Genomic DNA, 26,915 nt, shown 5'->3' with positions numbered 1-26,915 from the left:
GAGTTCCTCAAAGATGAGCCGGTCTTCAATCAGATGAGCTTCATCGACTATGACCACGGTGTATTTATTGATGTCCAGGTTACGCTGGAGCATCCCGTTAATAACCTCAATCAGTTCTACCTTGGCAGTCGGGATTTTATCAGCTCCTAATTGATGGGCGATGCCGATCAGGAAGTCGGTTGACGGCAGTTGGGGATTGGCAAAATAAACCAGATGATACTTGGCCGGGTCAATTATCCGGGCAATCGCCCGGCTCAGCACGGTCTTGCCGGTGCCGTAGTTACCGGTCAGGAGGATGGCCCCTTTATGCTGGCTGATGCCATAATTCAGGCGCATCAGGCCCTCTTCGTGGCTGGGAGACATGTACAGGAAACGCGGGTCCGGCGTATTCTCAAACGGATATTCCTTCAGTCCCCAATAATCTTTATACATAGTAGTTATGGTATTAGGATATTAGGAAAACAGGATATCAGTAGGCCTAATCACCTAATATTCCAATCCCCGATGCCCTGCATACTATATAAGACTATCGGCAAAATCGCTTGCGGTCTTGATTATTTATTTACAGTTCGCCTTCTGGTCGTTTGGTCGGGCCTTGGGCATCTTGAGATACGCCTCCATAAAGACCGTCAGTTTATCGCCATCCAGAACGCCCTGGGCGTCCCCCACCTCAACCTCGGTCCGGTGGTCCTTGACCAGGGTATAGGGATGGATGGTGTAGGAACGAATCTGGTAACTCCAGGCAATCTCGCCCTTGTCGCCGTACATCTTGTTGAAATCATCATCCTTGGCTTTCTGTTTCATGGCATTGAGCTTGGCCACCAGCATCTTCATGGCCACCTGCTTATTCTGATGCTGCGAGCGTTCATTCTGGCACTGGACAATAATGCCGGTCGGCAGGTGGGTAATCCTGATGGCCGAGGCGGTCTTATTTACGTGCTGGCCGCCCGGGCCGCCGGCGGAATAGGTGTCAATCTTCAAATCCGCATCGCTAAGTTTCACCTTTTCTATTTCTATTTCCGGCACCACATCAACCGAGGCAAAAGAGGTGTGCCGCTTGTGATTGGCGTTAAAGGGCGACAGCCGGACCAGGCGATGAACGCCGATTTCGGACTTGAGATATCCGAAGGCGTACATGCCCTCAACGTAAATGGCCACCCGGCGTAGCCCCGCGTCATCGCCTTTGAGCGAATCAATCAGATGATACCTAAAATTATGCTGGTCCAACCAGCGGGTATACATCCTGAGAAGTATCTCAGCCCAATCGCAGGCATCGGTGCCGCCGGCCCCGGCGTGGACGCTTAAAAAAGCGTTCCGGTAATCGTCCTCGCCGCTGAACATGGCCAGGGATGAATAATCATTGAACCGCTGCTCGATTCCGGCTAATTCATCCTCCATCTCCTGCTGGGCGGTTTCGTCGTCGCCTTCGGCCAACCCGCACAAATCAATCAGTTCCCGGATATCCTCTTCCAGTTCTATGAACGGCACCACCCGCATCTTTATGGATTTCAGGCGGGCAATCTTGTCCTGGGCCGCGGTGACTTCGTTCCAGAATGACGGATGGGCAGATTCCTCTTCCAGCTGTTTGATTTCTTCCAGACATGGAGCCAGGTCAAAGAGAGTCCCCTAATTCCTTAAGTGAGGTATGAAGCGCCTTCAGGCGTAGCTGTAATTTACTCTGTGCCATAGTGAAACTCTCCTTTTAATTAGCTTTAGATAGCATATCCCTGCAGAATTGTCAATACGAAAGATAAAAGGGGCACTCCGACACTAACGGAAGTGCCCCTTTATAGAGACAATTCGACCACCGTGGTAGTTTTTCCAATGAATCAGAACCGGATGCTATTTGTTCCCAAGGATTTTGTACATCCCGGTGCCGCACTTGACGCATTCGCCCTTGAGCGCCTTGCGCTTGTTCTTCATGGTCACCTCTTTGGCTTTTCCCATTTCCCTTTTGTCCTTGCACTTCACGCAATAACCTTTTTCTGCCATAAATTCCTCCTCTTATCCCGCCGAAGCGGGATTAGACCCCGCCGTATGGCGGGGTTTTCTTAACACTCAGCTAGGCCAATATTATGCCCGGCTGCATTTATTTTCTCAATACGCCCACCACATCCAGGGAATGATGGGTTCCATAAGCGTGGGCGACGGTTACTTTCGGGTCTTTTACCTGGCGTTTACCGGCCTTGCCCAGCAACTGGAGCCAGTTCTCGTATATCTTTGACTGGAAATCCCCTCCGGCCGAGGAATGGGCAAAGGCAATCGCTCCCCCATCGGTATTAGTCGGGCAGACGCCGTCAATCGCGGTCTTACCCTCTAATACGAATTTGCCTCCTTCGCCGGGCTTGGCAACGCCCAATCCTTCCAAGGCCATCACGCCATCGTATAAGCTTAAATCATGCACCTGGGCAATGTCAATATTTTCAGCCGTAATTCCGGCAATATCGTATGCCTCCTTGGCGGCAATGCGAATCGCCGGTTGGCCGGCCATATCATCCCGGGCGAAATATCCGCGGGCATCATTGAAGTTATACATATTACCGATATATATCGGACGATGGGCATAGGAAACATTAATATAAACCGGCGGCAGGCCCAATTCCTTGGCCTTCTTCTCGCTGACCATAACCAAGCAGGTGGCCATATTCCGTCCGGTGGCCGTGCGCATCCGGTATCCGGCTGGCGACTGCTCATTGAGTTCCTCATCGGTCGGCAGCGGGCCGGAATTATGCAACGCCATGGGATTGCGCCGGGCATACCAGTGGCACTGATAAGACCAACGGGCCGCCGCCTTGTCATCATAGCCGTATTTGAGTTTATAGTACTCGCCTCTCAAGGCGCCGTAGTTCTCGTGGGTGAATCCGAGCATAAAATCGTAGTCGCACCAATTACCGATCGGGCCCATGGCATCGCGGAAATCAAAGTTATCCGGCTTATTGATGCCCAGGACGATGCCGACATCGTATCTGCCGCTGACGATGTAGTTCCAAAGGATATCCGCCGCAATCCCGCCGGCCGGACAGGCCTGGGACACCGCGATGAACGGAGCCGGACTGATGCCCAAAGCGTCAGCCACCACGCAGCCCAAGGCGCCCTCGGTGATATTGCGCTCGTTATATGAAATCGCCCCGATCTGGATATCCAACGGTGTCAGCTTGGCTATCTTCAACGCCTCCATTACCACATTGGCCAGATATTGGCGGTAGGACAATCCAAGAACCGCGCGTTCCGGCGGGCTGACCGCGGCCGAGGCCAGGAAAACATTCGGATATTTTTTACTCATAAATACCTTTCGTAATTATTACTGTACCCTTTGTAACCTCTTGTAACCTATACAGCTACCCCACTTCATTATAAATCCGGGCCCGGAAGTCCACTCCCAATTCACCGGCGAATTTCTGGAACGGCTTGACGTCAATGCCCGGCCGCATCACGGTGGTTACTTCTACATAAGGCAGATGCTCCTTGGCCTCTTTGATAAATTCAATGACCTTATAAAACGCCTCCTCGCCGAACTGCGACTGGCAGACCCGCTGGTATTCCTTGGGGTCTAAGGCGTTCAAGCTGACCGAGACATTATCCACCAGACCTTTCAGCTCATGCGCCACCGAACGATTGGCAATAATGTTGGCATGCCCGTTGGTGTTAATCCGAATGGTCATATCCTTCTTTTTCAGATGACGGCAGACATCCTTGATGACGTCTAAGCGCAGGGTCGGTTCGCCATAACCGCAGAACACCACCTCTTTATATTTGGTATGGACATCGGCCGGGATAGCCGAGATAATCTCATCCGATGACGGCTCGGTATCCAGCCGGAGATTATGCCCCTTGACGTAATCGGTAAAATGGGTCACGCAGAAATAGCACTTGCAGGTGCACCGGTTGGTGATATTCAGATACAGCGAATTCCGGATGGCATAGGTAATGGTTGAGGCGTTAGTCTTCACGGCCCTCTTAGCTGGACTCGTTGCGACCTTGTCGCACTGATGCGATACATCTATTCCAAAAAGATTGTGCGCGTTCAGGGTGGTTATCCGGGCAATATCCGTCTCGGACAATTTGTAGAGCTTGGCCAGTTCCTTGATATGGTGCGTCAGGTAGGACGGCTCATTACGCTTGCCGCGCTTGGCCTGGGGCGCCAAGAACGGGCAATCCGTTTCCAGCATCAATGACTCGACCGGAATCGCCGCCTTGACGGTCTCGCGCAAGGCCGTGGCATTGGGATAGGTAATCGGACCGGCCACGGAGATATACATCCCAAGCGCCAGATACTCCTTGGCTACCTCAGCCGAGCCGGAGAAACAATGCGCCACGCCTTTTATCTGGTTGCCCATGACCTGCTTTAATATCGCCAGGCAGTCAGAGTGGGCTTCCCGGTCATGGACAATAATCGGCTTCTTATACTCCTTGGCCAGCTTGAGTTGCCGGGTAAAGACATCCTTCTGAACATCTGGCGGCGACTCATCCTTATGGAAATCCAGCCCAATCTCCCCCACCGCCACCACCTTATCGCTCTGGATTAACTTGGCAAACTCCTTCCACTGGGCATCGGTAACATTCTTTGCTTCATGCGGATGGATACCGACCGTGGCATAGACATGGGGATACTGTTTGGCCAGGGCGATGGCCCGGCGGGATGAAGCAAGGTCAGTGCCAACCGTAATGATACAGCCGACATTATGCTCCTGGGCGCGCTTTAAGACGGCATCTAAATCATCCTTGAACTCCGGGAAATCAAGATGCGCGTGGGTATCGACTATGAACATAATCAGTATTAGCGTAGAGCGTAGGGCTTAGAGCATAGAGTTAGAAATGCTCTTTGCTATACGCTCTTTGCTCTACGCTTTCTTAGTATGGTGGAGGTCAGGGGTTCAAATCCCTGACTTCCCCGGCAGTTTTTGCCGGGGCGCTCTCCTAAACTATTGTGGAGGTGAGGGGAGTTGAACCCCTGACCTTGTGAATGCCATTCACACGCTCTACCAATTGAGCTACACCCCCGTTTAGAGACAGTAGGAACAAAGTGACGTACTGTCTCTTATCCCGATGAGTCCCGCAGGGACGACATCGGGGTTAGAGACCTTATGCCCCGGCAGTCTTTGTCGGGACTAAACAAGGCATGCACTATACCAAACATTTCCGGGATGTCAAGATTTTAGGTACTTTTCTGCCACTAAGGCGCTAAGGCACGAAGAATTCTTAGTGTCTTTGTGCCGAAGTTTACACTGAGCAAAGCGAACGTGTGGTTAGGCATTTACGCCCCGCCATCCGGCGGGGCTGAGAGCCAGTAACACTCCTTCGTCGCTAACTGGCTCTATGCGATGACTACTTGCAGGCCATTGGTCCAGGAGCCGTTGTTGGCCGGATTGCTCAGATTGGCCCAGCGGAAATAGCCGTAGAACTTCATGCCCACACCCTCGGACGCGCACTTGATGATAAACCGCGCCCGGGTTGAGTTCTGCACATACTGACATTCCTCTGGCGTCGGGAAATAAAACTTCTTGCCTTCCACCGGTTTTAAATGCACGGGCAGAAACGTGTACCGGCATTCAATCACGTCCGCAAAGTCGTGCATACTGGACCGGTCCTCATCGGTCTCTCTCCGGCAAAAGACCTTAATCCAACCGCCGCCTATTGGCGTCAGGCCGACAAACGGGATATCGTTAATCTTGGGCTTGGGCGAGTTCTTGGGGTCGCGCGGCGGCACGCCTATGGACAGCCGGTCTACGTCAGTCATCCGGTCATTGAATCTGACATGGGCATTGACAAAGGCCCTGATGTCCTTTTCGTATGCCTTGCGCTCACGGCGATGGGCCATAACAGCCACGCTGGTCCGGGTACCCGGAGCATTTGCCTTCTGGTAAAGCGGCTCATAGATGGCGCGGTGAGCGACCAGAACATCCACCGCCGAATCCGGGATGCCCCAATCCGCCTTCTTGGCCTGCACCTTGGTCACCAGAATCCTCTGGAAGCTCATGAACTCGCTGTCCTTCCGCGGTATAAAATACACTCTCTTTGGCATAGCTATATCCTTTCTTAACTCCCCCTTAGAAAAGGGGGTCAGGGGGTTGTTATAGACCCTTTAAATCTCCTCATCCAATAGGGAAATCTTAACCCTATAGCTCGTAGCGTTGACGCTATAACTCATAGCGTTGACGCTATAACTCATAGCGTTGACGCTATAACTCGTAGCGTTGACGCTATAACTCGTAGCGTTGACGCTATAACATGTAGCGTTGACGCGATAACCTGTAGCGTTGACGCGATAACCTGTAGCGTCAAGGTTTAACAAAGTATTCTTAAGATGTCACACCCCCACCCCAATTCCATTGGTGTGGGGGTTAACCCCATCTCTGTTAATATTATACCCTTTATCTTTGATTTGTCAATCTGAATCTGTAATTTCCTGACGATTTGCCGGATTAGGTATGTTTACCCAGCACATAACGTAATTATGTGCTGGGCTGTTCCTTAATTCAAAGCCCTATCTGGAAATGTCTCGTGGTTTGGCGGAAGATGTGTATCACAACCCTCATCATTATGTGTCGTGATGCCGGAATGCTACTAAAATAAGATCCCAGCTGTTAATATTAGCGTGCCCTTTGCTGGCCCAAACAAGGATTCACCTTCACTGGTTTTTATTTCGTCACCCTTTGTTCCATCCAAAAGCCCAAAGGAAACCGTACCAGTTCCATTTTCACCAAAAGCATAACCTATTCCATATCCATAAGTAAACACGTTAAGCCGATCGCTTTTTCCCAGATGTTCCGTATAAATATGACCCATGGTTGAACCGGCTTCGGCGTATAGATACCAACTTTCCGGGGCATTATGCCCCCAGAACCATTTTACCCCGGGTAACACCTGGTATGACATACCTTTAATGTCACCAAATTTAATCCTACTCTGAAATATAGAAATTTTCTCAACCCAGGTATCAGATGGGATATACTCAAAATAAAACTCTGTTTGTTTGGGATCGCTGAATATCAACATAAATACATCAATAGCTATCCTGTATTTGGGGTCTTTGTTTTCCGGCGCGGGCACGACTTTGATTTCTTTATCCAAAACCCCAAATTTACGCAATGTCTCAGCAACCGCATCGCGAACTATCTGATATTTATCGTATAATAATGGCAGTATCTCAGGAATAGCCTCCTTAACCTGGAGTTCACCTAAGGCTAAAACGGCGCTTTCACGAACATATTTATTCGGATGTTTAAGATTCTTAACTAATTCAGGTATGAGTTCTTTTGCCTTCATCTTTGTCAGTATCTCTACTGCCTTGATACGCACAGTTTCTTCTTCATCATGAAGCAATTCGGCAATTTTCGGTGTGGATTGCTGTGAATTAAGCCGCCAGAGCGATACGATGGCCTCAACCCGGACCCCGCTGTCTTTATCGCTTAATAAATTCTCTATCTTAGGTATAACATCTTTGGCTCCCAATCTGCCTAATCCCCAAATCGCATAAATACGAATATTGCGTTGACTGTGATTGAGCCGTTCAATTAATACAGGGATGACCTCTCTAACATTGGCCTCGACCAAAATTTCAATATCCTGACAAATAATAGGAGAATGGGGACGATCCCAGCATGAATCGTCATTCAATTCGGCCAGGGCCTGCTTAATTTTTTCCTCTTTTGACAGATGTTCTTTATTGAAACTGCGACAACCAGAGGTGCAAACACTTAACGCCAACAATGCCACTAATACACAATTAGATAATTTATATACCCTATATGTCTTTACATTATGTACCACCACCTTGCCTCCTATATCCCTATCTTATCTTCACCCCGCCGTCGGCGGCGACTTCCAAGATGAATGAATCCTTAGTTGAGGTCGAGGTGAAGAGCAACGGCACAATGGCCTGAATCAGCCGGCCGTCCTTATTGAAGCGAAAAGCGAATGGGTTCGGGAATGTTGCGCCAAATTCATTGGTAATGGTGACGTCGGGCTCCAGTTTCAGCTTATCCGTTTCCACCAGGAGCGCCACCTTGACCTCGTCAATTATTCCGGTAAACGACGTCCCGACCGTGAAGTTCTTTTTGCCGATTGATACAGACGGAGTGCCGGATGCCTGCCCGACCAGTGCGTTATTGAGATACAGGAACAATGTTCCGGAGCCGCCATAGCTGGTATAGTCCGGCTCATAGACCATCATCAGATGCGACCATCTTTCATAAGGGATAATCGCCGGGTCGCTGTTGACTGTCAGCGAGCCATAGGTTGCCCGGACGCTGTCATCGGCATCGAGCATGATATTGCCCTCGCTCAGATTGATTATGGTTCTTTGGCTCAGCGGGCCGGTGCCGGTGGGCGATATCCAGCATTCGATGGAGACACCCGCGTTCTGGCTCGGGATAGGAATCGTACCGCAGTCAGCCGAGCCGCTGGACACAATCAGCAGTCCGTGGCCGAACCGGCCGAGGGGCGAGATTACGGCATCGCCCTGGAGCGTGGCATTGTTGCCGAAGGCGCCGCTGGATTTACTGGAGCCGTCCAGGTCTTCAAAGTGCCACAGGCCGACGGTCCGCCGGGCGCAGGAATAGATTTCCTTTTTAATCGGGTCGATGACCACGGCCGAGACGCCCTTTTCAATCGCGGCATTGCTCCGGGTATAGCGGATGAGCGAGACCAGCTCGCCGCGCACGGCCTGGAATCCGAATTGACGGCCGGAGTGCGACATGACCGCCAGACCCACGCCGGTAATCAGGGCGATAATGGATATGACCACCAGCAGTTCGACGATGGTGAACCCAGCCCGATGACTTCCGGATTGTCTCATATTTATTCCCCCTTATTAAAGGGGGCGAGGGGGTTGTTATCCCACAGGATCACGTAAGGAACAACCCCCTTAATCCCCCTTTGCTAAGGGGGACTCTAATCTGATACAAATATTTCCTATTTCCAATTATTGATATCGTCAGTCAAGCCGTTATTGTTTTTCTCGTCCGGGCCAGCGGACCAGAGCTGGAAGGTGACCGGGTTGTAATACACGTTTGCACCGGCGGCCGGATTCTGCTGCGGCATAATGGCATCCCCGGGCTTCCGGAACGAATAGATATTGCCTTTGGAAGGGTCTAAATAATCCTTGGAATGGAAATAGACAATGGGATTCTTCCACTCGTCCACAAGCTCCCTGAGGGGCGTGGAACCGAACTGGTCGCTATCCAGATTGCTGTATTTGCTGTCCAGGATGCCCAGTAGAAACGGACCGCCCTTGTCCTGGGCCGAGAGGCAATAGACCACGGATTCGATGCCGTTATTGCCGCTAAAGCCGCCGGTGTACATGTCAGCCAGTGTGGTGGGCGGATAATCGCCGTAGGCGCCGTAGTAGTTCTCGATGGCCGCCTGGATGTTGGCAATCAGGGCCCGGGTAGCCTGTATCTTGGCCTTGTTTTTCGCCGACAATAAACTCACGGTGACCATGGTGGTCAACAGGGCGATAATGCTGATGACAATCAATAATTCCACCAGGGTAAACCCTTTTTGCGAATTGCTTTTCATATTATCATTCCTCCTTATACAAAGTGTTATATATCATGGTAACCACAATAAATCAAGGAAAATCTGCCACAAAGGTGTCATTCCTGCGAAAGCAGGAATCCAGACCCCTAGTGATTACTGGATTCCCGCCTACGCGGGAATGACAGAGAGAGCGTTTCGGGGCGGTTATTATTCTTTGTCTTCCTTGCCGCCGGTGAATACGTCAAAAATCGGGCCGAGCACCGGCTTGATCATGCTGAAGTTATATATCAATTCCCAGGTGGTAATCTGTTCCACCTGACGGACCTCCTTGATATGAGTCAGGAAGATTGAAGATATCAGCAGGCGCAATAATCCGGAGATAAGAAACAAAACCAGAAGCGACGATACCAGAGTAACATGCCAGCCAAAAAGATAAAGCTGGCTGGGCATGTACGGTGCAAGCCGACCGCCTAATATGGGTCCGAGGAACAAACCCAGGGTATTAATCAGCGTGAAATAAGCCACGCATCTGGCGCGTTTGGCCGGCGAGACCGCATCAAACATGAAGTTACCGGCCGCCAGTCCGAATCCGCTCCAGACCAGTCCGGCAAAGAGCTGAAATGCAATGATGGCATAGAAATCAGGCGATAATAGCCAAAGTATCGGCACAAACGATATCAGCCATCCGGTAAACGCCAACACCCGCCGGTTGCCATAGCGGTCGCACACCCTGCCCCAGTAGCGCATCATTAAAATCTGGACCAGCACCTGGCCGGTATCAATAACCGCAATCTGGATATATGAAAATTTCAGGTCGCGCACCATATAGAGCCCAAAAAATGGCCCGGAGATATTAACCGCCAGGGTAATCAACGAGATATAAAAAACAAAACGGGCAAAATTTGATTTTGGGGAGCGTCTTAAAAAATCCCAAAATGTAAAATAATCCCCTTTTTGAGTTACATAAGCCGGCTCGGACATCTTCTTTAAATAATACACGGAAGCCGCCCGGCTGATAAAGGCCACCGCAAAGATTATGCCGTAGCCAATCCGTTCATCCACCGGCTTGAAGTAATCCAGAATGATAAAAGCCAGAAATGATGAAAGCTGGGAAAGGGTCATGGCAACGATATTGCGCTTGGCAAAATACCGGCCCCGTGTGGCCGGTTCAGTCAGGTCGCCCATCAGACTGTTCCAGGCCGGAACGCTGAAATTGACAGCTCCGGTGGATATAGCCACGGTCACGATAAGCAATATTGGCCCAGCATTCGGGAACAAAAACGGCAGGAAAAATATCGGCAGCCACATGAGCATATTGATAAAAACACCGGGAATGATTAACGCCTTCCGCCGGCCAACCCGATCCAGAATCCCCACTGAAATCAACTGGGTCAGGGCGCAAATCTGCGGAAACGCCGCCAGATATGAAATAAACTGCTCGTTGGCCTTAAGGAATATGGCGAAATATCCTATTTTAGTGTCGCCGAATCCGCCCATGACCGAGGCCGCGCCGCCCTCGATAATGGAGTATTGTAAACTTTTCTCCTTTGCATCAGACCCATGAACACTTTGAATTGATTGTTCCTGGCTTGCCGGATTCAACTGGTCATTCGGTTCATTCATTGACGTGGTTATTATCGCGTATATTTTATCAGGGATGCCCGCTTCTTGGCTTCTTCGGCATTGGGATGTTCCGGATACCACTGGGCAAATTCGTTAAGCTCAAAAATCGCCCGCTCTTTATTCCCTACCTTCGCCAGGCAACCGGCCCGCCGATATTTTGCCTCAGGATAACGCGGGTCAGAGCCATAGTGGTCCATAAAATCCGTATAAGCCTCAATCGCCTTATCTTCCCGGAATGACCAGGAATAAATATTGGCCACCCGCCAGACCCAGTCCGGAGACCCATTTTCTATCGCGGACTTCTCTATAGTTCCCATTCCCCAATTGCTCAATACAATAAAAGGAATAACAAAAATAACCAGCAGAATTGCGACGATGATAATGGCTTTTGTCATATTTATTTTCCCTTAAATTTAGGCGGCCGCTTTTCCAGGAACGCCCTCAAGCCCTCCTGGGCATCCTCGGTCGTAATAAGTATTCGGAAAAGTTTGGCTTCCAACTTAAGCGCTTCTCCAAAAGGCGTCTCCAACCCGTTATTGACCACTTCAAGGATGGTCTTGCTTGACAAGGGACTCTTGGAAGTAATCTTCCTGGCTAATTCCATAGCCGCATTCATAATCTGGTCCTTGGGATAAATCGCATTGACCAGTCCCACCCGGTGCGCCTCCTGGGCTGATATGGCTTCGCCGGTCAATAACATCACCATGGCATTCCCGCGGCCCAGAAGCCGTGTCAACCGCTGGGTGCCGCCGTAGCCGGGCATTATGCCCAGATTAATCTCAGGCAGTCCGATTTTGGCATCATCAGACGCAATCCGAATCGTGCAGGCAATGGCCATCTCGCATCCGCCACCCAAGGCGAATCCGTTTATCGCCGCAATGACCGGTTTGCCTAAATTCTCGATCCGGTTGTATAAATCCTGGCCCTTGAGCATTTTTTCCTCGGCCGTATGAGAGGTCAGTTCGGCCAGCTCACCCACATCGGCCCCGGCGACAAAGGCCTTGCCGCTGCCGGTAATAATCACACACCAGATATTCTCATCCCGCTTGATTTTCCCTAAAATATCGAACAGTTCATTGATGGTCTCGTCATTAAGGGCATTGAGTTTAGTAGGACGATTGATAGTTATTATCCCGATTCTGTCCTTCTCTTCGTATAAAATGTTGTTGTACGGCATAATATTTCCTCCCTCATTGTCATTCCTGCGCAGGCAGGAATCCAGTACATCGTGGTCTTCTGCATTCCCGCTTTCGCGGGAATGACATGCAATATATTACATTCCTTTATATACCGGCCGTTTCCGCTGTAACACCGAGGTCAGCCCTTCATAGGCATCCTTGGTTGAGAATATCTCGGGGAGAAAAGCCAGCTCCATCTGGATACCTTGTTCCAATGTCGCCTGAAGCCCGTCTTCGATTATCTTATTGGCCAGACGCAAGGCAATCGGCGCCTTGAACGCCACCTTCTTGCTTAATTGGGCTTCTATGGCATCCGAGCTGGCGGCCAGTTTACCGGTCATCAAAGAATCCAGCTTGTCATCGCTGAATAACGCCCTGGTTTTCTCGGTCTGGGCTGACGACATTATAGTCTTTAACATCCGCGCCTTGGGGTCCGGGCTTTTAGCGATATCTTTTATCTGATTATTCAGATTGGCCACAGAAACAAACTCAGCCAGCCCCATTTCGCTGGCCTGTTTGGCATTGACAATATCGCCGGTAAATATCAAGTATTTAGCCAGCGCCTTGCCGATCAGCCGCGCCAGGCGCTGGGTCCCGCCCAGGCCCGGATAAATACCGATGCCGGTCTCGGGAAACCCAATGCTGGCCCTTTCAGTCATCAGGATGACGTCGCAGGCCAATGCCAGTTCGGCGCCGCCACCCAGGGTCAGGCCATCCACCTTGGCAACAACTGTCTTGGGGCTTTTGTCTATCTTCAGCAACAATCCCTGTCCCTTGCGGGTGAATTCCACGATATCATCTATCTTCTTTTGCTCAATCTTCTTGACGAAGAATCCAATATCCGCCCCGGCAACAAACGCCTTACCCTTGCCTTCAAATACGATTACCCTGACATCCTTATCCTGTTCGGCCTTGCTGAACGCATCTTCTAATTGCCGGACCACTTCTTCGTTAAGGGCGTTTAACGCCTCAGGACGGTTAATGGTAACAGTCGCAATGCTATCTTTTACGGACAGGTCCACCAACCTGAATGTCCAGGGTTTAGCGGCTTGGGCCGCCATAATCTTGGGCACGGCGAGCTGGTATTTGGCGCAGAGTTCCTTTATCATCGCCTGCGCCTTATCCATTCCGGTTTTATTCATCATCTCAAACGGCCCGCGCGCCCATCTCAATCCGATCTTGGCGCCCCGGTCCACGTCTTCAACGCTGGCAATGCCTTCATCAACCAGTTGGGCCGCCACCAGAAATACCACAGCCAGCAACCGGTTGCCGATTGACTCAATCTTGGACTCGTCAATATTCCCGCTCAAGTCCCATTTGACATTCTTCTCAAACTGCGCTTTCAATCCTTTGGCCGTGGCGTAAAATGCTCCTAATTCCCGGCCCAGTGTCTCGGTGGAATGATAGGCAATCGGAATGCCGGTAACATTCATCAGCAGAAACGGCCCCATGCCGATCTTGAATGTCCGCTTGGCCGCCTCGTCAATCGTTACAACATTGGCGGCGCCTTCATCCAGAATCCGCACCGCCTCGTTCAACCAAGGAACGAAAAACCTGTTCACCGCAAAACCCGGCGCATCCTTGACCACGATAGCGGTCTTACTGGTCCGGCTGGCAAAGTCCTCTGCCCTTTCTATAGTGGCGGCCACAGTTTTGGCGCCGGGGATAATCTCCAACAACCGGTTCTTTGCCGGGTGATAGAAATAATGCAGGCCGACAAACCGGTCCGGTCGTGAAGTCGCTTGGGCCAGTTCCGAAACCTTGAATGATGAAGTGTTGGTAGCCAAAATGGTGGTCGGCTGGCAAATCTTATCAAGGTTCTTGAATAAATCCACCTTGACGTTCTTATCCTCAAAGACCGCCTCAATAACCAAATCAGCGTCTTTAAGTTCGTTAATATCAGTAGTGCCTTTAATATTATTGAGTATCTGTTGAACTTTTTCCGGAGAGAATATCTTCTTCTGCGCGCCTTCCTCAAGGAGCGCCTTGATATTATTCAAGCCCTTGTCCACGAATTCCTGTTTGACATCAACCATTACCACCGGGATATTTTCCTGGGCAATCTTCTGGACAATGCCCGAACCCATGGTGCCGGCGCCGACCACGCCGATTTTGGTAAATTGACTCATCCCATTCCCTCCCCTCACTGTCTGTTTATTCCGGGAACGCTTCCACAATCACGGCCATTCCCTGCCCGCCGCCGATACAGGCCGAAGCCATGCCGTAGCGCTTGCCCAGCCGTCTGAGTTTATATAACAACGTCATGGTCAGCCGGGCGCCGGTCGCGCCATAAGGATGCCCATAGGCAATCGCCCCGCCATCTATATTGGTCTTGTTCCGGTCCAGGCCTAATTCCTTTTCCACGGCAATGTATTGCGCGGCAAAGGCTTCGTTAATCTCCACTAAATCTATATCGCTGAGTTTTAACCCGGCCGCCTCCAGCGCCAGTTTGCAGGACGGGACCGGACCGATGCCCATAATATGCGGCTCAACGCCCGAAGCGGAAGTCGCCACCAGCCGTCCCAGTGGTTTGAGATTCATCTGGGCTGCCTTTTGGGCTGATGACAGAACCAGCGCGGCCGCGCCATCCACGATACCGCAGGAATTAGCCGCGGTCTGCACCCCATCCTTGTTGTAAACCGGTGGTAAACCTACTATTTTTTCTAATTTGGTATCTGGCTTTGGATGCTCATCGGCATTAATTGATTCCACACCTCGGGGTAATTTAACCGTGCGCGGCTTGAGATTGTGCGCTTCTAATTTGCAGTTAGTTACCGGCGTTATTTCGTCCTTGAGATACCCGTTCTTTATAGCAATACCTGACCTCTGCTGTGACAGTATGGCAAATTCATCCGATTCCTGCTTGGTAATCTTGTATTTCTTGGCCAGGTTTTCGGCCGTCAGGCCCATCGGGCAATCACAGGAGGTATCCAGAAACGCCTCCCAGAGATAATCCACGAAATTAGGCCGGCCCAACGGGAAGCCCATCCGGCCGCCGAATGAAGCCACCGGAACCTGGGTCAGATTCTCGGCTCCGCCGGTCAGGACGAAATCCGCCTTGCCAAAATATATCTGTTCGGCTGACTGGGCAATGGTCTCGAAACTGCTGGAGCAGATGCGCTGAACCAAATGGCAAGGCGCGCTGATGGGCGCGCCGCTGTAAAGCCCGATATGACGCGGGAAGAAAAAGGCATCACCGCTGGAAGCCGCTACATTGGCAAATACCACCGACTCAATCTGCTCCGGCTTGATACCGGCCTGAGCAATAGCCGCCCGCGAGGCAATCACGCCTAATTCCACTGCCCCGACATTAGCGAACGAACCCATAAACCGGCCGAATGGCGTGCGCTTGCCGGCCAGGAATACAATGCCATCATACTTAGCGCCGTAGCCGTTAACTTTGTCTTTTAATCCTTTGACCTGCGGCGGAACGATGTATTTCTTGTCCATGCAAAGCTCCTGTCTTAATTAGAATGTCAGCCGGGGCCAACCCCGCACATACTTTGTATAAAGAAGTAATCTTGAAGTATCAACACTAATACAAAGTATGTGCGGGGTCAACAAAAAGGAGATAAAAGATTGATGAAAGAGTGACCTTTTGATATTAGAAGCCTTTATGCCAATTCAAATTATCCGTCAGAAAAATAATCCATTGGTGTCAATAATCATCCCTTCCCTGGACGGTTATCGGGCCGGCAACGTACCCAAACTCATCCAGGGGCTGAACGACCAGGCCTTTCAGGACTTTGAGTTGCTTATGGTGACAGGCGAAAAACCAAGTAGCCGCGCGCGCAATCTCGGCGTCCAATCCGCCCAAGGGGAAATTGTGGTCTTCTTTGATGATGATGTTACACTGGGTGATGATAAAGTAGTTGAAAACCTGATTACCCCACTTGTAAAACAATCCTCAATCACCAATCGCCAATCGCCAATCGGAATAACCGGCGCTTCCACATTGATTCCGCCGGATGCCAATAGATTCCAAAGACAGTGCACAGAGGAATTTAGCAGATTTCAGTTCCCGGTGGTTTCGGAAATAGTTGAGACCGATATGGCGCATCAGGCCGGATTAGCCATAAAGAAAAATGTTTATATAAAGATCGGGCAGGAAAACGAAGACCTGTTTTTCGGAACAGATCCCGACTTGCGATACCGCGTCAGGCAAGCCGGCTACAAGGTGGTGGTTGTTCCACACACCTGGGTTTATCATCCGCCGCCTTTAAACATAAGAGAATTGCTAAAGGGAGTATTTCAAAGAGGCAAAAATGCCGCTTATGTTTTCTGGCATTATCCGCATTTGGTTTATGAAACACCGGCCGGCGAGGTAAAGAATTTCATACCGAAAAGAACTCTCTTATATCGGACCATTAGGTTTGTTATCCAAAATATCGACGCCTTTATTAATCTAAGGCTTATCTTCCTGTCCGCAAGAATCACTTATGGCCTGGGTTATATTATCGGCCTGGCAAAGCAGTTGACGAGGGGGGAATTCTTCCCCCAACGCCCAGCCGGCGAAGCGTCTAAACAACAGATACAGGATTAATCATGAAACCAACGGTTTCTATTATAATCCCGGTTTATAACCACCAGGACTTTATCGCATCCTGCATAAAGTCGGTGCTTGCGCAAACTTATAATGACTGGGAAATAATTACTATAAACGACGGCTCTACTGATGATACCGCAAAAATAATAAAGGGATTCAGCGACCAGCGGATTAGATACATATACCAGGAACATATCGGGGTTTACCGGTTGGGGGAAACATACAATAAAGCCCTGTCTCTGGCTAAGGGCGAGTTTATCGCCATTCTGGAGGGAGATGATTATTGGCCCGAATATAAACTTGAGCGCCAGATACCCCTTTTTGATAACCCACGGGTAATCTTAAGTTACGGCGATTGTTTTACGGTCAACGAAAAAGGAAGGATTACAAAAAAATATCGCCCCGGCTTAGCGGTGCCTGATAAAAACATCAGGGAAAATCGGCCGGTGGGCATGTCGCTAAAAGCATTCTTGCAACACGAATTGTTCAGCTGCGCGGTAACGGTCTGCCTAAGGAAAAACGCCCTCCTGAAAATAGGCGGCTTCATTTCATCGCCTTATATACCAGCGGTGGACTCGCCGACCTTCTGCGCCCTGGCCATGGAAGGAGAGTTCGGGTATTTACCTGAACCGCTGGGGTATTGGCGCCAGCATAGTAAAAATACTACTTTGGTAGAACTCTTTAATTTCAGGTCAGCCAGCTTTCGGCTGGATTTTATCAATAAATACCAAAAAAGAATTGAAGCGCTCAAAACAGACATAAACATATCTCAAATCGAAAAAAACCTTAGGCGCTTAGAGAATAAATTTAATTTAAGCAAAGAATATTGGAAAGCGGCAACGCATTTAGGAATGAAAGAATACCGTCCGGCACGGCAATATTTCCTCCGATACCTGAAAAGACGCCGGAAACGATTTATATCCTCTGCACTGTCACTGCTGGGTATCTTCTCCTCTTATACCGGGTTGGATTTAATACATTTGGTCGGCTCTGTCAGAAAATTCATAAATACTGTCTCAGGACATGCCACGTTCTGAATCAACAGGCGGGCAGAAAAATACAGTTTACATTAGACTAAGAAATGATGAACAAGATTATTAAAGCCGCAGCGCTCCTGAAAAACAACCCGGATTTATTCCTTAAAAGGTTGGCCGCGGAAATCAGAGGGTTCCGAGCTTTACCTAACCACCCGATCCAAAAAAGAATCAACGGAATCATGTTTGAATTCGATTTTACCTATGACCCGGCTATTCGGGATATGTTCCTGAATAAATACGAAATACCCACTCTCGCGGCAATGAAGAAAATACTAAAACCGGGCGCTACTTTTATTGATGTCGGCGCAAATATCGGATACCTTTCCGCCATTGGAGCCGGCTTGGTCGGGAAGACCGGGTCAGTTCATGGTTTTGAACCCGTGCCCGAGCATTTTCAAAAAGCCCATAAAATGGCGGCCATGAACCCGGATTATAAAATTACCGTCCAGCCGCTGGCTTTAGGCGAAAAAGAAGGACTGGCTCAAATTGATATCACCAGTAAGGCTAATATCGGCTGGAATACTATGGTCCCGGGATTTATGAAACCGGAAACTAAAAAACGGACTATTGATATATCCGTCAGGCGGCTGGACGGGTATATCAGGGAATATAACCTGGAAAACATCACCTTGATAAAAATTGATGTGGAAGGATTTGAATTTCCGGTATTAAAAGGAATGCGCGGTTTCCTGGACAATCCGCTTAATCGCCCCGCTATATTATGCGAAATCGGCCTTGACGCCTGCGAGCTTTTGGGCTACCAGCTTAAAGAATTGTTTGATTACATGAAAGGATTCGGCTATATCCCTTTCGACATGAATAATAAAAGAATAGAATGGCCTGATATAAAAGAACTCAGCAACATTCTGTTTATCCCGCCCGGTGGCCAATCCCGTAAATGAATAACGCGGAAAACTGATAGATTATGATGCTTATCTTAATTATTACAATATTTATTTTATTGGGTTTTCTGGTATTCATAAAGCCGACGCTCGGGCTGATGATTATTTTATTAAGCACCCTATTTTTGCCTGAGGTTCAATTTGGCGCTGTCGCAACCGCGGTCGGCAAACAAAGAGAGATTTCACTCCGCCCGGAGGATTTTTTCCTGGTACTGGTTGCCCTGGGCTGGCTGGCTGAACGCACCATCAGGCGCCAGGCCCCGTCAATCATCGCCACGCCTCTGACCCTGCCCATAATCGCGCTGTCAATACTAATGGTATTCAGCACTCTGCTGGGAATCATGGCCGGCACCACGACAGCCGGCGCGGGATTCTTCTACACGCTTAAAAGAATCCAGTACTTTGTCGTCTTCTTCCTGGTTATCGGTAACATCAGAACATTAAAGGATATCAGGAATAACATTAACCTGCTGTTTCTGTTTGCCGCCGGTGTGGCCATCTGGGCGATTGTGGAGTATTTCATCTCGGAAAAGCGAATCACCGGGCCATTTCTGCGAATGGGACAGCCGCCGATCCTGGGAGGTTTTTTCCTGATTATTATATTCCTGGCAATCGGCTTCTTAATCAGATATCAAAGTTTCCGGATAAAATTACCGATGCTCATAATCATAATATTGTCATTCCTGGTGATTATTTTTACCAGAACCCGTTCATCATATGTAGGAGGAGCCATCGGGCTGGCGGTGGTCAGTATTCTGCACAGAAAACCCTATTTGCTGCTTGTGCCTCTGGCGTTGATAATTCTGACCGAATCGTTTTTCTCAGAGCCAATAAAAGAAGCGGCTTATAGCATTCAGGGTGTATGGCGGCGGCCGGCGGAGCAAAGCCTGGCACCGTCATGGGACGCCCGAGTCGGCGCCTGGGAAGCCGCCTGGCCGGAAATCAAAAACAATCCCCTATTCGGACTCGGCGCCGGCTCATACCCGCTCGGCTGGATAGACAGCCAATATGTAATCGACGCGGTTTATATGGGGCTGTTAGGGGTCGCGGCATTTATCTGGCTATTAATAAGAATCTTCAAGAATATATATCCGCTCAGTAAAATTCCTTTATCGCCGGAATCTGAAAACGATAAGTATATATCCGCGCTATCGGCCGGATATTTAGGTGGGCTGGTTGCCTTGCTGGTTCACGGGATTGCGGTAACTAACTTTTACACCGTCCGAACCATGATACCATTCTGGTTCCTAAGCGGGCTGGTCATGGTGGCTTATCATATCTATCATCAAAAAATGTCGCCTGACGATTTAAAGGCCTGATTCTATAGCTGCTCAAACGCCCGGGCCACGCGCAATATGGTTGCCTCGTCAAACGGCTTGCCTAAAACATGCATCCCAACCGGCAGGTTATGTGAATCCTTGCCAGCCGGTATGGAAATCCCCGGTATGCCGGCCAGGTTTGCCGTGACCGTCAGCACGTCGCTCAGGTACATCTTCAACGGGTCATTGATGTTCTCCCCTATCTTAAACGGCGGAATCGGCGAGGTCGGCCCGATAATCACATCCACCTGCTTAAACGCCTCATCAAAATCCTGCCTGATGAGCCGCCGCACCTTTAGCGCCCGAAGATAATAGGCATCATAATATCCGCTGGAGAGCGCAAAGGTGCCCAGCATAATCCGGCGCTTTACTTCCGGACCAAATCCCTGACTGCGCGTCTGGCTGAGCATATCCTTTAAACCGGAGCATCCATCAGCCCGGTATCCGTAAATGCTTCCGTCATAGCGCGCCAGATTGGATGATGCCTCGGACGGCGCGATAATATAATACGTGGCAATACCGTATTCGGTATTCGGCAGAGAAACATCCACAATCTTCGCCCCGGCCTTCTCCAATTTCTTAATGCCCTGCCTTACGGAATCTTTAATATCCTTATCAATCCCATCAGCAAAATACTCCTTGGGCAGACCGATTCTTATGCCCTTGATATCCTTGTCAATCTCTTTTAGATAATCCGGAACAGGCACATTAACCGAGGTAGAATCCTGTTTATCGTATCCGGTAATAACCTGCAAAAGCAAAGCCGCATCAGAGACGCTTCGGGTCATCGGCCCAATCTGGTCTAATGATGATGCAAAGGCAATCAAGCCGTAACGTGAGACCAGGCCGTAAGTGGGTTTTAAGCCAACGATACCGCAGAAAGAGGCGGGTTGCCTGATAGAGCCGCCGGTATCAGAACCCAGAGCCAAAGAAGTCATATGAGAAGCCACAGCCGCGGCTGAACCGCCGGACGAACCGCCCGGCACGCGCGCTAAATCGTGCGGATTATGCGTCGGATAGAATGCCGAATTCTCGCAGGACGAGCCCATGGCAAACTCGTCCATATTGGTCTTGCCGATAATTATACCGTCCTCTGCCTTGATACGCTTTATCACATGCGCATCATAAGGCGGGACGAAATTCCCCAGTATCTTGGAGCCACATGTGGTCTTGATACCATCAGTGCAGATATTGTCCTTAATGGCAATCGGGATACCGGCCAGCCGGCCTAATTTATCACCGCGCTTTATTTTCTCATCCACCTTCTCTGCCTGCTGTATGGCAGAATTATTGGTGAGCGTCAGGTATGCCTTGATTTTCGGTTCGGTCTGGTCTATGTGCTTAAATAAGTCAGTTACAACCTCATGCGCCGTAACCTTCTTACCGACAATCAGATTCTTGATTTCTAATGCGCCCTGTTTATACAATTCCATAATGCTATATGAGCTTATTCCTTTTCATGCTATAAGGTTCTTCCTCGCCCCCGATAATAATATGATCTAATACCTCTATGTCAACTAATTTGCCGACCTCGATCAGGCGTTTGGTCAGTTTAATATCGTCATCAGATGGCGCATGATCGCCTGACGGATGATTATGCACCAGAATAACCGAGGCGGCGCTGGCTGAAATTGCCTCCTTAAACACCTCGCGCGGATGGACAATACTGGCGTTCAAGCTGCCCCTGGATACTTCTATCTCCTTAATAAGATGGCTTCTGGTATCAAGAGCCAGCAGGATAAAAGATTCCTTTTTCATATTACGGAGTTTACCGCCCAGCAGGTTTGCCACATCAGTAAACCCAAGGATACGGGGCCGGTCTGTTCCTAATATAGATTGCTTGCCAACCCGTATGCCCAATTCCAGTCCGGCCTTAATCTGGGTGGCCTTGGCCAGACCGATGCCCTTAATCTCACAAAGTTCCTCTACCGAGGCATTGGCAATGTCCTTAAGACACCTGAACTTATCAAGCAGGTCTTGGGCAATATCAAGAACATTTCCGCCTTTAACGCCGCGTCCCATAATAACCGCCAGCAATTCAATATCGGAAAGCGCGCCGGAACCGAGTTCCTGAAGCCGCTCCCTGGGCCGGGCTGATGACGGCCAATCCCGAATCTTAAATGATTCATCCATATCTAATTCAGTTTATACCCCTTCTGTTCCTGCGTCAATGATTTAAGATTATCCCTATAGTTATTCACTATTTTCGGCACTGTCCCTTGCAACCCTGCGATATAGCCCGTGCTCCAGGCGAACTGGAGGTTATAACCGCCTGAAACACCGTCAATATCCAGTATCTCACCGGCTAAATACAATCCCTTGGCCTTGAGCGATTCCATAGTCCGGGTATTAATCTCATCCATAGCCACGCCGCCGGCGGTGACCATTGCCTCTTCAAAAGGACGCGGCTTTTTGACCGCTATCGACCAACGAATCAGGCGTTCGGCAATAAACTGCACGTCTTGCTTAGTTAATTGACTGACTTGCCTGTCAGCCAGTTTCAGTTCTGTAGTCAGGACATCACATAATTTCTTGGGCAATAAACCAATCAACGAATTAGCCAGTGTTTTTTGCGGATGCGCCTGCCAGCGCTTGGAGAGCAATGCCTTAAGTTTATCCACGTCATTGCCCGGAAAAAAGTTTATCGTAAATTCACTATGAGGTGTATTTATCAACCTGCTCATATTAAGCACTATCGGACCTGAAATGCCATAATGGGTAAAAAGCAGTTCACCGACTTCTTTAACCACAATCTTGCCCTGCGCAGTCAATATCAACTCCACATCTGATTTCACGCCCTGGAGTTTATGAAACCAGTTACCGACTAATTCCAGAGGCACCAGCGCCGGCCGCGGTTCGATAATCCGATGGCCTAATTTATGGGCCAGCATAAATCCGTCTCCGGTTGTGCCTAACTGTGGGTAACTCTGGCCGCCTACAGCCAGAATAACATTATCCGCCTGATACTCGCCGCGGTGTGTCTCCACCTTCCAGCCGTTCCGCCCCCCACTGTCATTCCCGCCCCGCTTGTCATTCCCGCGTAGGCGGGAATCCAGCGGGGTAAACTCCAGCGGAGAATCCAGATTTCGGACGCTCTCCTGCAAATGCACCTTTATTCCTAATCGCTCAACCTCTTCTATCAGCAGGTCAACGATAGTAGATGCCTGGTTGGTCACCGGGAATACCCGCCCGGCCTCCTCGGTCTTGAGTTGCGCGCCCAGATGCTCAAAAAACACCATAGCGTCTTTAGAGGAAAACCGGTTAAAGATACTATGCAGGCACTTGGTATTCTGGCCGTAATATTTATCAGGTGAAATATCAATATTGGTCAGATTACAGCGTCCGTTGCCGGTAACCAGAATCTTGCGCCCCAGCGCCTTATTCTTCTCAATAATAGCGGTCTTAAAGCCCTGTTTGGCCGAAGTGATGGCGGCCATTAATCCTGCTGCCCCGCCCCCAATGATAATCGTTTGGAATTTCTCCATAAATTACTTATTAGACAACTGGATTAAACGGATTTAGCGGAAAATATTAATCAGTTTAATCAGCTAAATCCTGTTGTTAGATTTCTTAAATATAGCATAATCCAAAAACGATGGGAATGATTTATTGACTACTTCAAACCCTGATATTTTAGTTCGGCCTTCAGAAATCAGGCCGGCAATGGCCAGCGTCATCACCATCCGATGGTCATTATGAGACGAACAGGCCGCTCCCTGAAGTTTGGTCGGCCCTTTGATAATCATACCGCTCGCCGTCTCCCTGATATCAGCACCCAGTTTAGCCAGTTCTGTAACAATGGCCTTTATCCGGTCGGTTTCCTTGACCCGCAACTCGCCCGCGCCTTTGATAACGGTTATGCCCTTTGCCTGAGTAGCAATCAGGGCAAGAATGGGGATTTCGTCAATCAGGAAGGGAATGATTCCTTCAGGAATATTCACGCCTTTAAGTTGAGAATATTTCACAGTGATGTCGCCGATGGGTTCGGGATTTGTGATTTGTGATTTGTGATTTGTGATTTGTGACACCCTCGCCCCCATCTTCTTCAGAATCTTTAGTAACCCAATCCGATACGGATTCAGCCCGACATTCTTAATTACGACCTCCGACCCAGGTATCAATAACCCGGCCGCGATAAAATAAGCCGCGGACGAAAAATCGCCAGGGATTTCTGTGTTTAGACGATTTAATGAACTGTTATTACAACTCGCCATTCGCAATTCGCCATTCGCAATTTTGTCTACAGATGCTCCCATCACCCGCAATAGCCGCTCTGTATGGTCGCGGGTAGGAATCTTCTCCCGTACAACCGTTTCGCCATCCGCATAAAGACCAGCCAGGAGTATGGCGGACTTGACCTGCGCGCTGGCTACAGGCATTACATATTTAATACCTTTTAATTCGGATGGATAAATCCGAAGCGGCAATCTGCCGCCTTCAGATTTTATCTTAGCGCCCATTTTAATTAACGGCTCAATCACCCGCTTCATCGGCCGATTGAGCAGTGTTTTTTTCCCGGTGATAACAGACGGGAATCTCTGTCCGGCCAGTAAACCGGTCAGGAGTCGGGCGGCTGTGCCTGACTCGCCGACATTCAGAGGTTTGGATGATTTCTTCAACCCATAAAGCCCCCTGCCTTTGATTGTAACCACTGCTGTCATCATGCCCCTTTTGTCATTCTGAGTCCTTCGCTCTCTGTCATTCTGAGGGAGCACATTCATTTTATTCAGTGTAAACTCCGCGACCGAAGAATCTCGCTCAGGATAAACTCCGCGAAGAATCTCACTGACCTCAACCTCAACCCCTAATTGCCTGATACACCTAATCACCGACAAACAATCATCCGAAAGAGGAACATTTCTTAATATGCTTTTCCCCTCGGCTATGGATGCCAGAATAATAGCGCGCTGGGCAATGGACTTATCTCCGGGCGGGTAAACCCCCACACCAATTCCATTGGTGTGGGGGTAAATCGTGCCTTTGACTGGTTTATTGCGATGGTTGATATTAAGAATCATATACTAATTGTATCCCTCTTCTTCAAATAGTCAATAATTACCTGCTAAAACCATTGGATTTAGGCCTAAAACTAAGCACCTTCAGCCCTATTTTCGACTAAAATCCCTCACAAAATTGTGTCAGGGGGAGGGGGTATGGTGGGGGGTAGTACTCTTGGCGCTACGGAGGTCCGTCACCGGCGTTACAGAGGTGCATTCCATATCCCACAGAGGTATATTCCAGGCCCTACATAGGTGTCTTCCATGCCCTACGGAGGTATATTCTAGGCGCTACAAAGGTATGCTCCCGGCGCTATAGAGGTATATTCCAAACGCTACGAAGGTATGCTCTTGGCGCTACAGAGGTATGCTCCCGGCGCTACGGAGGTATGCTCCTGGCACTACGGAGGTACGTCACCAGCAGTATCATCGGTGTATGTTCACCATCCCTATAGGGGGTGTGAAAAAGATAGTTTTTTGTGAGGGATAATTAGGTATGGCGTCCCCAGGACTCTGGGGATTTGCGATAACCCATTAAAATTAAGGTGTTATATCACCAGCTGTTACTCTTAACCTATATTGTGTAGCTCTTATACTGACTTGTCCAGCTCTTAAGCAAGCTTGCTCAGCTCTTAAGCAAGCCTGCTCAGCCGTCCAGCAAGCCTGCTCAGTCATTCTGCAAACCTGTAAAATCATTCAGCAAACCTGCAAAATCATTCTGCAAACCTGTAAAATCATTCTGCAAACCTGTAAAATCATTCTGCAAACCTGCAAAATCATTCTGCAAACCTGCTCAGTCATTCAGCAAACCTGCTCAGTCATCCGGCAAACCTGCTCAGTCATCCGGCAAACCTGCTCAATCATCCAGCAGGCCTGCTCAATCATCCAACAAACCTGCTCAGTCACCCGGCAATCCTGCCCAGTCATCCTTAAAAGGGTGTCCCCGTCTCGGCTGGGGATGTCCCCATTCCGGTCGGGGATGTCCCCATTTCAGTCGGGGATGTCCGGGAACGGCATCTGGCCTGCCTGCCGCAGGAGGGGCGTCCCCCGAATTCAAGGTTAAAAATCAGCCGGGGCTATTTGGGCGTGGCGTTACCGGAATTTCTATAATTACTCATGAACATAAGCCCACTTACTAATCCTTTCAACAGAGCCACCTTTCATTCTACTTGGATAGTTTTCTGATGGCCAGTATACAAACACGTCCCAGTTTATACCGCCAATAGGTGTCTTTATCCATAGTTCGTATCCGCCTGCTTCATGGTATTCAGACTTTTTAGTGTATTCGTATTTTCTATAATGACTCATTCCAGTGTCTGGAATATTGGAAAGGTGGTACGGAATTAATTCTTCTAACCCCACTGGATAACTGCCATTCTTTTCCTTAAACTGTTTCAGGGCATTAATAATAGGCTCGGACCTTCCCGCTGCTTTATGCATTGCCCATGTTCGTATTTTATATGTACCTCGCCACGATGCTTCCTGTCCAAGCCATATAATTAACAATACCAACCCAATCAACGCAATAATATTACCTTTTCTACCGATTATAAATCCGATAATCAGACAGGGGATCGCAATATACCTAAATATAAAAAAAGTTAATAGAAATGGTATTGCTAAGCAAAAATTACCAAAGTCAGCCAAAACACCAACAGTGGCTGGCCCAGGTAAAACTCTTAAAGATGGCAAAACAAGAGTGGCAAGTGGTATGGGCAACGATACAAGCAGGATTATTAAAATATTGTTTCTAAAATAGGCCAATCTAGATTTAAAGTCCATATACTATTTTGTAGCAAAACTCACCGCCATGCCATTCCGACAATAGACATC

The 26,915-nt window shown here is 49.2% G+C and carries 22 protein-coding genes, 1 tRNA gene and 1 pseudogene; 4 read left to right on the top strand and 20 right to left on the bottom strand.

Annotation, left to right across the window (positions count from 1 at the left end; genetic code table 11):
* From HZA49_07210 to HZA49_07140, 15 genes and pseudogenes are all read right to left on the bottom strand, one after another.
* The coding region (locus HZA49_07210; GenBank protein MBI5779227.1) for an AAA family ATPase at nt 1-432 on the bottom strand (432 nt) is incomplete at its 3' end.
* 126 nt (nt 433-558) lie between these two features.
* Nucleotides 559-1,725, bottom strand: a pseudogene (gene prfB, locus HZA49_07205) (peptide chain release factor 2).
* A 117-nt stretch (nt 1,726-1,842) separates the two neighbouring features.
* Nucleotides 1,843-1,992, bottom strand: coding sequence for a hypothetical protein (locus HZA49_07200; protein MBI5779226.1), 150 nt, complete (start codon nt 1,990-1,992; stop codon nt 1,843-1,845).
* 97 nt (nt 1,993-2,089) lie between these two features.
* Complete coding sequence (locus HZA49_07195; protein MBI5779225.1) at nt 2,090-3,283, bottom strand: thiolase family protein; 1,194 nt, start codon at nt 3,281-3,283, stop codon at nt 2,090-2,092.
* 55 nt (nt 3,284-3,338) lie between these two features.
* On the bottom strand, nt 3,339-4,769 hold the full coding sequence (locus HZA49_07190; GenBank protein ID MBI5779224.1) for a YchF/TatD family DNA exonuclease: 1,431 nt from the start codon (nt 4,767-4,769) through the stop codon (nt 3,339-3,341).
* A 159-nt stretch (nt 4,770-4,928) separates the two neighbouring features.
* Nucleotides 4,929-5,001 (bottom strand) — tRNA-Ala (locus tag HZA49_07185).
* Between the two features lie 313 nt (nt 5,002-5,314).
* Complete coding sequence (locus HZA49_07180; GenBank protein ID MBI5779223.1) at nt 5,315-6,022, bottom strand: hypothetical protein; 708 nt, start codon at nt 6,020-6,022, stop codon at nt 5,315-5,317.
* A 542-nt stretch (nt 6,023-6,564) separates the two neighbouring features.
* A complete protein-coding gene (locus tag HZA49_07175; protein ID MBI5779222.1) occupies nt 6,565-7,716 on the bottom strand; it encodes a HEAT repeat domain-containing protein in 1,152 nt (383 codons plus the stop codon).
* 73 nt (nt 7,717-7,789) lie between these two features.
* Complete coding sequence (locus HZA49_07170) at nt 7,790-8,797, bottom strand: prepilin-type N-terminal cleavage/methylation domain-containing protein (GenBank protein MBI5779221.1); 1,008 nt, start codon at nt 8,795-8,797, stop codon at nt 7,790-7,792.
* Between the two features lie 116 nt (nt 8,798-8,913).
* Complete coding sequence (locus tag HZA49_07165) at nt 8,914-9,519, bottom strand: type II secretion system protein (GenBank protein ID MBI5779220.1); 606 nt, start codon at nt 9,517-9,519, stop codon at nt 8,914-8,916.
* Between the two features lie 168 nt (nt 9,520-9,687).
* Complete coding sequence (locus HZA49_07160; protein MBI5779219.1) at nt 9,688-11,103, bottom strand: MFS transporter; 1,416 nt, start codon at nt 11,101-11,103, stop codon at nt 9,688-9,690.
* Between the two features lie 11 nt (nt 11,104-11,114).
* Entirely contained in the window at nt 11,115-11,498 is a 384-nt protein-coding gene (locus HZA49_07155; GenBank protein ID MBI5779218.1) for a hypothetical protein, read from the bottom strand.
* 2 nt (nt 11,499-11,500) lie between these two features.
* The gene (locus tag HZA49_07150; protein ID MBI5779217.1) at nt 11,501-12,280 is read right to left on the bottom strand and encodes an enoyl-CoA hydratase/isomerase family protein; all 780 of its coding nucleotides are present in this window, start codon (nt 12,278-12,280) and stop codon (nt 11,501-11,503) included.
* Nucleotides 12,281-12,376: 96 nt separating this feature from the next.
* Nucleotides 12,377-14,410, bottom strand: a complete 2,034-nt coding sequence (locus HZA49_07145) for an enoyl-CoA hydratase/isomerase family protein (GenBank protein MBI5779216.1) — start codon at nt 14,408-14,410, stop codon at nt 12,377-12,379.
* 25 nt (nt 14,411-14,435) lie between these two features.
* A complete protein-coding gene (locus HZA49_07140; GenBank protein MBI5779215.1) occupies nt 14,436-15,731 on the bottom strand; it encodes a thiolase family protein in 1,296 nt (431 codons plus the stop codon).
* Between the two features lie 166 nt (nt 15,732-15,897).
* Between HZA49_07140 and HZA49_07135 the strand changes: the two genes are divergently transcribed.
* From HZA49_07135 to HZA49_07120, 4 genes are read left to right on the top strand one after another with little or no spacing between them, the layout of a single operon-like run.
* Nucleotides 15,898-16,824: a glycosyltransferase gene (locus HZA49_07135; GenBank protein ID MBI5779214.1), complete on the top strand. Its 927-nt coding sequence runs from the start codon at nt 15,898-15,900 to the stop codon at nt 16,822-16,824.
* A gap of 2 nt (nt 16,825-16,826) precedes the next feature.
* Nucleotides 16,827-17,864, top strand: a complete 1,038-nt coding sequence (locus tag HZA49_07130; GenBank protein ID MBI5779213.1) for a glycosyltransferase — start codon at nt 16,827-16,829, stop codon at nt 17,862-17,864.
* Between the two features lie 44 nt (nt 17,865-17,908).
* Nucleotides 17,909-18,766, top strand: a complete 858-nt coding sequence (locus HZA49_07125) for an FkbM family methyltransferase (protein ID MBI5779212.1) — start codon at nt 17,909-17,911, stop codon at nt 18,764-18,766.
* Nucleotides 18,767-18,789: 23 nt separating this feature from the next.
* Nucleotides 18,790-20,085 carry an O-antigen ligase family protein gene (locus tag HZA49_07120; protein ID MBI5779211.1) on the top strand — a complete coding sequence of 432 codons (1,296 nt, stop codon included), beginning with the start codon at nt 18,790-18,792 and terminating at the stop codon, nt 20,083-20,085.
* Between the two features lie 2 nt (nt 20,086-20,087).
* On the opposite strand, the gene gatA is transcribed toward HZA49_07120, so the two are convergent.
* The 5 genes from gatA to HZA49_07095 form a co-directional block, all read right to left on the bottom strand.
* Entirely contained in the window at nt 20,088-21,518 is a 1,431-nt protein-coding gene (gene gatA, locus HZA49_07115) for an Asp-tRNA(Asn)/Glu-tRNA(Gln) amidotransferase subunit GatA (GenBank protein MBI5779210.1), read from the bottom strand.
* Nucleotides 21,519-21,522: 4 nt separating this feature from the next.
* Nucleotides 21,523-22,218, bottom strand: coding sequence for a DNA repair protein RadC (radC, locus tag HZA49_07110; GenBank protein ID MBI5779209.1), 696 nt, complete (start codon nt 22,216-22,218; stop codon nt 21,523-21,525).
* Between the two features lie 2 nt (nt 22,219-22,220).
* On the bottom strand, nt 22,221-23,570 hold the full coding sequence (locus tag HZA49_07105) for an NAD(P)/FAD-dependent oxidoreductase (GenBank protein MBI5779208.1): 1,350 nt from the start codon (nt 23,568-23,570) through the stop codon (nt 22,221-22,223).
* Nucleotides 23,571-23,633: 63 nt separating this feature from the next.
* Complete coding sequence (aroA, locus tag HZA49_07100) at nt 23,634-25,103, bottom strand: 3-phosphoshikimate 1-carboxyvinyltransferase (GenBank protein MBI5779207.1); 1,470 nt, start codon at nt 25,101-25,103, stop codon at nt 23,634-23,636.
* Between the two features lie 1,089 nt (nt 25,104-26,192).
* Complete coding sequence (locus HZA49_07095) at nt 26,193-26,864, bottom strand: hypothetical protein (protein ID MBI5779206.1); 672 nt, start codon at nt 26,862-26,864, stop codon at nt 26,193-26,195.
* Nucleotides 26,865-26,915: the final 51 nt, after the last annotated feature.

The organism is Planctomycetota bacterium, from assembly GCA_016235865.1.
Classification (GTDB): domain Bacteria; phylum Planctomycetota; class MHYJ01; order JACQXL01; family JACQXL01; genus JACRIK01.
Note: the sequence above shows the minus strand (reverse complement) of the source record. Positions and strands in the feature narration are given on the sequence as shown.